Genomic DNA, 9,138 nt, shown 5'->3' on the forward strand with positions numbered 1-9,138 from the left:
GCGATGCGGACCAGGTTCCTGTCGCTGATCGTGACGCTGCGCTTGATGCCGTGCTTGCCGGTATAAGTGAGCTTCACCTTGCCGCGCTCCACCTTCGCATGCCGGTTGCGGAGCGTCGTGGCGCCGAAGCTTTTGTTCTCCTTGGCATATTCCTCGCTGCCGACGCGCATGTGAGTCGTCTCGATGAGGCGCACGATCGCGGCAAGCACGGCTTCATAGCTGGTGGGCTTTCCGGCGATATCCTCCTCAACCTTTTTGCGAAGCTTCGGAAGCGCGCGTCCGAAGGCGGCGAGCCGCTCATATTTGCGGTTCTCCTGCTCGGCCCGGAAATCGGGATGGTAGCGATATTGCTTCCGGCCCTTAGCATCGTAGCCGACCGCCTGGAGATGGCCGTTGGGATAGGGGCAGAACCAGCAGCGCTCATAGGCCGGCGGCATGCCGATCTTGTTCAGCCGCTCGATCTCCTCGCGATCGGTGATGCGCTCGCCGTCGGCAGTGAAATAGCCCCAGCCGAGCCGCATCTTCTTGCGGGTGATGCCGGGCTTGCTGTCGTCGACGAACTTGAGCTTGGGCAATGGCGGAACCTCAAAGAGACAGCGGCTAAATCCCCGCCGCCGTCGCTTCGTTCCGGGGCCGCAGTGCACGCGATGTTAACTGCCGCGGCGTAGGGCTCTTCGCAAATCCCTGAGGAGCAGTGCACGTGGGCGCCGAGCCGATCCGACCTTCCGAGACTGATCCGGAGCTGGAGCGCAGGCTGGCCGCCGAGCGCGAATTCCATAATCGCAAGTTCGGCGATCCGGAGGAGCACGGCAACTCGCAGTCCATCTATGCGCTGCCGAAGGCGGCCTACCGGGCATTCCAGCGCGAGCTGCAAGGCCGTGCGGCCGGTGCCGACATCCTGGAATATGGCTGCGGCGACTGTTCCTATGTCGCGCAGCTGATCGAGTGGGGCGGGCGGGTCACCGCCATCGACATTTCGGACGCTGCCATCGACGCGGCGCGCGAGCTGGCGGCGGAGCGGGGAATTTCCAACCGCGCTAGCTTTGCGCGCATGAATGCGGAGGATCTCACCTTTCCGGACGAGAGCTTCGACCTCATCGTCGGCCGGGCCATCCTCCACCATCTCGATCTCGAAAAGGCCTATGCCTCGATCGCGCGCGTGCTCCGGCCGGGTGGGACCGCGGTATTCCTCGAGCCGCTCGGACATAACCCGCTGATCAACCTCTATCGCAGGTTCACTCCGCACCTCAGGACCGAGGACGAGCATCCGCTGCTGATGCCCGATATCGAGCTTGCGAAGCGGCACTTCGGCACGGTGGACCTCGAGTATTTCACCCTGCTGTCGATGGGTACGCTCGCCTTCGCGAAGGTGCCCCCGCTCTGGACTCCGGCGCTGAAGGCGCTGGACGCATTGGATGCAGGGCTGTTCAAGCTGCTGCCGGTGGCGGGCCGCTGGGCGTGGACCGTCAACATGGTGATGAGCAAGCCGCACAAGGGTTGAGCTTCGGCTCGGTCCGCTTACCGAGAGGACTTCAGGAGGGTTGCAGCTCGGCTCCCGCGGGGGCTTCGGGCTTCGGCTTCTGGAACGGCCGTGCGCCGCGCTCGCGCTCGCGGCGGGTTATGAGCGTGTCGAGGCCGATCTGCGTCCCAACCAGCATGTAGACGAACGGCTGGTAGGCGATGCCGACGAAGAGCGAGCCGACCATGTAGATGATGTGCGCGCTCTGGAGCGCGAGGGCGAGGGGTGACAGCCAGGGCTCGTCGGCGTCGCTCCGGTAGCGGCGGCGCAGCACTTCCATGCGGAAGATCGAGATGCCGTGGATCAGGAAGAACAGGATGAGGCCCGGGTAGCCCTGCTCGCCGAGCATTTCGAAATAGCTCGAATGGTAGGCCCGGCCCTTGTCTTCGATCTCGGCGGTGCGGGCGATCTCGACGCTGCCGTCCTTCTGGATGGCGACGGTCTGGTACTTCACCTTGTTCTGGCGATAGGCCTCGAAGCCGCCGCCGAACGGATGCTCGCGTGCATAGTCGATTGTCCACGCCCAGATGGCGAGGCGGGTGCTCGCCGACTCGTCGGCTTGGTAATCGGAGATGGTGGCGGTACGGCTGGTGAAGCTTTGCGGAAGGAGCGGGATCGCGGCGAGGCCGATGACGCCGACCATCGCCAGATAGAGGATCCGCCGCTTGGTGTGCATGAGCATCAGGACGACGAGCACGCCGATGCAGATGACGCCGGTGCGCGCGGCGGTGCCGATCGGGATCAGCAGGCAGGCGAAGATGAGCGCGTAGGAGAAGAGGCGAACGCGCCAATCCGGCGGGTAGATGGTGCCGTATTTCGAAAGCCAGAGGATGATCGGGATGATCGCGATGGCGACCGTCGAGATGGTGCTGCTTTCGAACAGGCCGCTATTGTTGTCGATGAACATTACGAGCTCGCCGTAGCCGCCGCCCGAGACCGCGGTCTTGAGCCCGCCGACGATGATGATCGCGGAGGCGGAAAGGATCATGACGAGGAGGTTCGCCTCGATCTTGAGCCGGGTCCTCAGCACCAATGGAAGGAAGAAGGCCCATATGAGGGAGCGCGACGTCCAGTCCCACTTCGCTTTCGCCTCCAGCGGGAAATCCGCGCTCTGGGTCGTGAAGTAGACGTAGACGAGGAGGATCAGGATCAGCCACTGGCGGAACGGCACGCGGGTGCCCTTCTTGTCCTCCGCGACCGCCCAACCGACCACCGCGAGGCCCGCCACGATCATTGACACCGGGATGCTGTTCAGAAGGTAATAGGACAGACGCTGCGGCGAGACGATGTCGACATAGGCGTAAGCCAGGACGAAGAAGAACGGCCGGCGGAAGCCGAGCGCAACCAGCGCCGCGAGAAACCCGATGAGGGCGAGATCACGCACCTTTGCGGCCCTTCCAGAGCTTCGGCGCAGCTTCGTCCGCTGCGGGCGGAGACGCGCTGTCGTCGTTAAGGTCCGGCCGCCACAGCAGGCGCCAGGCGGCGAGGATGATGAGCCCGTGGCTGAGCGCCAGCCCGAGATTGTCGATCATGCCAAAGGTCCGGGAGCGCGCCTCATGCGCGTCTGATACCCGGGTCCGGTTGACGGGCCGTTAAGTTTGTCGTGGCAGAGGAACGGCATGCGCATCCTGCACGTGCTCGACCACAGCCTTCCGCTCCACAGCGGCTATACCTTCCGGACCCGCGCGATCGTCAAGGCGCAGCAGGCGAGGGGCTGGGACGTCGCCTGCCTCACCGGCGTCCGCCAAGGCGCTTCCGAGGCGGAAGCGGAGACGATCGACGGGATCAGATTTCACAGAACGCCGCAGCCCGCCGCGGGGCCATCCCCGCTGCGGGAGTGGCGCGAGATCAGGGCGCTTGCCGCGCGGCTCGATATGCTCGTGGAGGAATGGAAGCCGGACCAGCTTCACGTCCATTCGCCGGTGCTGAACGCGCTTGCGGCGCTCGGCGTAGCGAAGCGGCGGCACGTGCCTCTGGTCTACGAGATCCGGGCCTTCTGGGAAGATGCGGCCGTCGGCAACGGGACGGGGAGCGAAGGCTCCGCCCGCTACCGGCTGATCAGGATGCTGGAAACCCACGCGGCGCGGCAGGCGGACGCGGTGGCGGTGATCTGCGAGGGGCTTCGGAAGGACCTCATCGCCAGGGGCATCGAGGCGGACAAGATCATCGTCGCTCCCAACGGCGTCGACATGAGCCTGTTCGGCAATCCGCTGGCTCCCGATCTTGCGGCCGCGCGGAAGCTCGGTCTGGCGGGAGCAGACGTGGTCGGCTTCATCGGCTCCTTCTACGATTATGAGGGGCTGGACGATCTCATTGCGGCCATGCCGCTGCTGCTCGACAAGCGGCCGAAGGCGCATCTGCTCCTGGTCGGCGGCGGCCCCATGGAAGCGGCGCTGAAGCGGCAGGCTGAGGCTTCTCCAGCGGCGGAGCGGATCCACTTCATCGGCCGTGTGCCGCATGAGGAGGTGGACCGTTATTACAGCCTGATCGACGTGCTCGCTTATCCGCGGAAGGCGATGCGGCTTACCGAGCTGGTGACGCCGCTGAAGCCGCTCGAGGCGATGGCGCAGCGGAAGCTGGTGGTCGCGTCCAACGTCGGCGGCCATCGCGAGCTCATTGAGGACGGGGTGACCGGAAGCCTGTTCCCCGCCGGCGATCCGCAGGCGCTCGCCCAGGCGCTCGATGCCTTGTTCGCGAACCGGGGGAAGTGGGAGCAGCGGCGCGATACGGCGCGGCGGTTCGTCGAGACGGATCGTAACTGGTCGTCAAATATTTCCCGTTACATTCCCGTTTATCAAAGATTGACGGGCAAGGCTCTCTAGATGGCGAAGAAGGCATATAAAGGCGGCGGATCGGGCCTCGATCTCGCAATGGCGGCATTTGCCGGCACGGCGGCTGGCTTCGTCATCTACGCGATGCCGAATTCGCAGTTCGACCGCGTGGTGGAGCTCAGCGGACTGCCGCTCATCCTTTCCGCCGCGCAGCCGCCGCTTGGGCTGACCGCGCGTCTGGCTGCGGTTGCGGCGGTGACAATAGCCACCTGGACCCTGGTTTGGCTCGTGCTTCGGGCGCTCGGCAAGAAGCCGCCGGAGCCGGTGCGCCGCAAGCGCCCTGTCGAGATCGAAGTGCCGCTGCCGCGCATCCGCCGCGCCGATGCCCATCCCGACGCTCCGGCGCGCCGGCCGATCCTGGCCGGGATCGAGCTCGGCATTCCACTCGACGAGGCGGTGGAGCAGCCGTCGCCCGACCAGGCCGACCCTGAAGCGGATCCCGAGGACGTTGTCGAAGAGCCGGAAGCGTTCGACGACGTCGAGGCGGTGGAAACGGCTGAAGAGGCGCCTTCGCCGCATGGCATGACGGAGCCTGAAGAGGCGAGCATTTCCCATCTGATGCAGCGGCTGGAGCTCGGGCTGCTTCGGCGCGAGCGGCAGGACTGGATGGACGGAGCGGAGGCGACGCAGCAGAACAACGAGCCGGCACCGCAGCTCGACCAGCGTCTCAGGAGCGCGATCGACGACCTGCAGCGGCTCGCCGCCCGCAGCGGCTGATCAGCAATCTTCCACGGTCAGCGCCTCGACGCTGATCCGCACCCAATCCGCACCATCCGGCCGCTCTTCGGAGACGAGCGCCATATCGGCCATGATATGGCCGCGAAGGTCGAACTCCCGGGCTTCCAGATGATGGATGAAGCGATCGGCCGCCTCCGCCGCACCGTCGCCCGAGACGCGGAAGCAGAGCTCGTGGCGGGCGCCCGAGAAGGTGACGCTCGCCCAGCTGCGGCTTCGGATCTCCTCAAAGACGAGCTCCAAGGCGACGAAGCTGGCGCGGAGAGCACGCAGCACTTCGCTGGTCGCATCGGTGAAGCGCTTCATCGGCGGGTCCTCCGCTCGCGGGGCTCGAGATAGGCGGCGACGCGCCCGGCGATGACCGGGCCGATCTGGCGCCCCTCGCGAAGATCGAACACGAAGCGCGGATCGCCCACGGCCTCGCGGCCGAAGCGGGTCGCCGTCATCCCGCTGCGCCTCAAATAGGTTTCGATCCGGCGGCTTAACTCCATCATCTCCCTCTCCTTTCGAATCAGCAGCGTTCCTGCTATGTTCCTAGTTCAAGGGAATTTCCTACTTGTCTAGGAAAATTCCTATTACTATGGAGCAGGCATGGCGGAAGCGGATGCGCGGGCCGCGTTGCAGCGGCTGATCGAGGAGCGGCGGGAGGATTATGCCGGCCTGTCGCGGCTGATCGGGCGCAACGCGGCCTATATCCAGCAATATGTGAAGCGCGGCACGCCGAAGCGGCTGGCCGAGGAGGACCGGCGGCTGCTCGCCCGCTATTTCGGGGTGGACGAGGCGATGCTCGGCGGGCCGGCGGAAGGGCCAGCGGCGCGGCGCGAGGCGCCGGTGACGGTTCCGCAATATGATCTCGGCGCTTCGGCCGGGCCTGGCGCGCTTCCGGGCGACGAGCAGGCGCGGTCGCACCTCGCCTTCGATGCCAAGTGGCTGCGGCGGCTCGCGGGCGATCCGAAGCAGCTGTCGATGATCCGGGTGGAGGGGGATTCGATGCTCCCGACCTTATCGGACGGCGACGAGATCCTGGTCGACCGCGGCGACGGCGCCGGGCGGCTCAGGGACGGCATCTACGTGCTCCGGATGGAGGGCGCGCTGATCGTCAAGAGGCTTGCGCTGAACCCGGCGGCAAGGCGGATCGCGGTTCGCAGCGACAACCCCGCCTATCCAAGCTGGAACGACTGCAACCCCGCAGACATCGACGTGATCGGGCGCGTGATCTGGGTCGGGCGGAGGGTCGGATAGGACCTGATTTGCTCATGCAAAGCCAGAAAAATAACCTATTACGCAAATTACTGCTTGTACAATAGGAAATCGGATGTTCTACTCCTGTTCTGCACCGATGAGGTGCGACTCGGGAGAGGCGGAACATGCGGAAGATTATCGGCACCCTGATCGCGGCGGCTGCGCTTGCGGCGTCCACGGGGGCGGCCCAGGCAGCGGAAACGATCACCTACAGCTACGACGCGCGCGGCCGGCTGGTCCAGATCGCTCGAACCGGCACGGTGAATAACGGGGTCACCACCAGCCACCAATATGACAAGGCCGACAATCGGACGGTGAAGACCACCACCGGCTCTGCCAATCCCGGGCCGCCGTAACGGCATCAGGCGAAAGTGGTAGTTTCGCCTGGGTAAGAACAGTCCTTCGACAGGCTCAGGACGAGCGGTTGAGGGAAAGCCCCGCCAGGGGAGCAGGCGCGAGCGGCGCCGCATCTGAAATTTTGGAGAATATCTATGAAGACCTCCCCTTATCGGGTGCGTGCCTTCGCGTGCGCCCTTCTCGCCACCACCGCCACCTGCGGCCTCATTGCCCAGCCGGCACAAGCGCAGACGCCGGGGAGCGGCCCTCCGCTTCCAGCTACGGTGGCGCCGGATGCCGCCGGCATCGACCTCCTTAACGGAAGACGCGTCGGCGTGGACAGCGCGATATCCATCGGGTCGCCCGATGCGCCAGCCCTGGAGTTCAGCGAAGGAGGCGGCGGCTTCGATGGAACGCCGATTGCGGGCTTCCGCTATCTTCGCGGCAACTATCCGTACCTGAGCGAGGAATATTATCTCGGCAACCGGCAAGAGTATAACCGAGCACTGGGCGCACCACTAAGCAACGGCGCCATCACCGGCGTGGAAGGGACCAATCCGGTCGTTTACGACAAGGACGGCTCCAAGTGGAAGTTCGCGCCGACCGGGAATTCCCAATCGGACTATCCCGACTATTATCTTGTGTCGATCACTCGAGCAGATGGGGAAGTGCTCTCCTACAACTACGCCTCAATCCCGCTGTTGGGCGATATCCGGAACAAACTGCGCTCGATCGTAAGCAGCTCGGGCTTTGAAATGCGGTTCGAATGGGGAGCGGCCGGGCCGGCGAAAGTCACCCTCCTGAACCGGAAACTGGTCCACTGCGCCCCACTGGCCACTAGCTGCTCCGGCGGCGGCCACAACTGGCCTACTATCGCGTGGAGCCAGGACACCTCCGGCAGTGTCTCAGCGACAACTTCGGGTGCCCGGACGATTACATACGGCGTCAAACAGCAAGGTGCCGCGGTCGAGACAACAAATCAATTCACGACCTGGGAATGGCATTCGACGATCACCAGTGGATCGGGGGTGACCCGCACCTATACAACTCGCAGTGACAGCGCGGAGGAATCGACGCCGATTTACTACGGCCCCACCTTCTTCCGGTTGGGATACTGTAACGTTGCAAGCAGGGTGTGGAGGGTGCAGAGCCCGGCCGGTACGTGGAACTATAATTACACGCTGGCGGATAACGCCAACACCTGCGCGGATATCGTACGCACCAATCCGGACGGAGCCCAGGCGAGCCGGATTGGCTCGACCTTCTATGACGAGCTCGGCCGCGCGAGGACCTATGTCTTCCGCGGCACGCCCGGGGAAAACGGGAGGGCGAAGGACATACGAACGGTTTCCAGCATTACGCAGCCGGAAGGCGACAAAGCATCCTTCGTCTATGATGACGAATATGGGCGCCTAAACCTCCAGAGCGCGACCCTGACACCGAAGCCGACCTTAGGCGCTCCCACTCTGACTTGGGCCTGGAGCTACCCGGCGAGCTGCACAGGGCCTCAGATGGTGTATTGCAACAAGCCAAGCTACGAACTCGATGCGAAGGGCAATCGCACCGATTATACGTATGACCCAGTCCATGGCGGGGTGCTGACAAAGACGCTGCCTGCCGGTTCCAACGGCGTTCGGCCGCAAATCCGCTATACCTATCAGCAGCTCTCCGCGAAGGTTCTGAACGCATCTGGCCAGCTGGTGGAAGAGGCGCCGATCTGGAAGCTGGTCTCGACCTCGCAATGCCGGACGCAGGCGAGCTGCCAGGGAACCGCGGACGAGGTGGTGACGAGCTATACCTACAACGACCTTCTGCTGCCGGAAACCGAGACCGTCCGCGGCGGCGATTGGTCGGTAAGCAGCGTGGTGAGAAAGACCTACGACGCCGTCGGCAACATCGTCGCGGTGGATGGGCCTTTGGCCGGCACCGGCGACACGACCCGTTACGTCTACGACGCTCTGCGGCGGCTGGTGGCGACGATGAGCCCTGACCCCGATGGGGGCGGACCGCTGCCCGTGCGGGTCATGCGCACCACCTACAACAGCGATGGCCAGCCAACGTCCGTCGAGACGGGAACTGCCATCGACCAGTCGGACGCCGCGCTCGCGGCGATGACGGTGTACCGGCAGATTGGAACCGCCTACGATGCGGCGGGGCGCAAGGTACGCGAGACGGTGAGTGCCGGCGGCATCACGCAAGCGATCACGCACTATAGCTACGACAATGTCGGACGTCTCCAGTGTACGGCTGTTCGAATGGATCTGGCGGACGCAAACGCGCTTACGCTGCCTGCCTGTACGCCCGATCTAAGCCCCAGTACCAGCTTCGGCCCTGACCGGATCACCAAGAACAGCTACGACGCCGCGGGTCAGCTCATCAAGGTCACCGAAGCTTACGGAACGCCCGACCAGGCGGACGAGGTAACCAACAGCTATACGCCGAACGGCAAGCTCGAGACGCTGGCCGACGGGGAGA

Annotated in this window: 11 protein-coding genes; 6 read left to right on the forward strand and 5 right to left on the reverse strand. The window is 64.6% G+C overall.

The genetic code is table 11. The features are described 5' to 3' along the window. The coding region (locus VF662_RS00330; protein WP_464136333.1) for a DNA topoisomerase IB at window positions 1–575 on the reverse strand (575 nt) is incomplete at its 3' end. Window positions 576–694: 119 nt separating this feature from the next. Between VF662_RS00330 and VF662_RS00335 the strand changes: the two genes are divergently transcribed. Further along, window positions 695–1,501: a class I SAM-dependent methyltransferase gene (locus tag VF662_RS00335; RefSeq protein ID WP_464136335.1), complete on the forward strand. Its 807-nt coding sequence runs from the start codon at window positions 695–697 to the stop codon at window positions 1,499–1,501. 31 nt (window positions 1,502–1,532) lie between these two features. Here VF662_RS00335 and VF662_RS00340 read toward each other — a convergent pair whose 3' ends face one another. After that, on the reverse strand, window positions 1,533–2,903 hold the full coding sequence (locus tag VF662_RS00340) for a putative O-glycosylation ligase, exosortase A system-associated (RefSeq protein WP_464136336.1): 1,371 nt from the start codon (window positions 2,901–2,903) through the stop codon (window positions 1,533–1,535). After that, complete coding sequence (locus VF662_RS00345) at window positions 2,896–3,051, reverse strand: hypothetical protein (RefSeq protein ID WP_464136339.1); 156 nt, start codon at window positions 3,049–3,051, stop codon at window positions 2,896–2,898. The genes VF662_RS00340 and VF662_RS00345 overlap by 8 nt, the downstream gene beginning before the upstream one ends. Before the next feature lie 87 nt (window positions 3,052–3,138). Between VF662_RS00345 and VF662_RS00350 the strand changes: the two genes are divergently transcribed. Continuing rightward, the gene (locus VF662_RS00350) at window positions 3,139–4,341 is read left to right on the forward strand and encodes a TIGR04063 family PEP-CTERM/XrtA system glycosyltransferase (RefSeq protein ID WP_464136341.1); all 1,203 of its coding nucleotides are present in this window, start codon (window positions 3,139–3,141) and stop codon (window positions 4,339–4,341) included. Further along, entirely contained in the window at window positions 4,342–5,067 is a 726-nt protein-coding gene (locus VF662_RS00355) for a hypothetical protein (protein WP_464136344.1), read from the forward strand. It begins immediately after the preceding gene. Here VF662_RS00355 and VF662_RS00360 read toward each other — a convergent pair whose 3' ends face one another. Beyond that, window positions 5,068–5,391 (reverse strand): hypothetical protein, encoded by a 324-nt coding sequence (locus VF662_RS00360; RefSeq protein WP_464136345.1) that lies wholly within the window; start codon window positions 5,389–5,391, stop codon window positions 5,068–5,070. After that, complete coding sequence (locus VF662_RS00365; protein WP_464136348.1) at window positions 5,388–5,579, reverse strand: hypothetical protein; 192 nt, start codon at window positions 5,577–5,579, stop codon at window positions 5,388–5,390. The genes VF662_RS00360 and VF662_RS00365 overlap by 4 nt, the downstream gene beginning before the upstream one ends. A gap of 97 nt (window positions 5,580–5,676) precedes the next feature. Between VF662_RS00365 and VF662_RS00370 the strand changes: the two genes are divergently transcribed. From VF662_RS00370 to VF662_RS00380, 3 genes are all read left to right on the forward strand, one after another. Next, window positions 5,677–6,327, forward strand: a complete 651-nt coding sequence (locus VF662_RS00370; RefSeq protein WP_464136350.1) for a S24 family peptidase — start codon at window positions 5,677–5,679, stop codon at window positions 6,325–6,327. Between the two features lie 125 nt (window positions 6,328–6,452). Further along, complete coding sequence (locus VF662_RS00375; RefSeq protein WP_464136352.1) at window positions 6,453–6,683, forward strand: hypothetical protein; 231 nt, start codon at window positions 6,453–6,455, stop codon at window positions 6,681–6,683. 135 nt (window positions 6,684–6,818) lie between these two features. Further along, on the forward strand, window positions 6,819–9,138 hold a 2,320-nt coding region (locus VF662_RS00380), incomplete at its 3' end, for an RHS repeat domain-containing protein (RefSeq protein ID WP_464136353.1).

This window comes from Allosphingosinicella sp. (assembly GCF_036387215.1).
Classification (GTDB): Bacteria; Pseudomonadota; Alphaproteobacteria; order Sphingomonadales; family Sphingomonadaceae; genus Allosphingosinicella.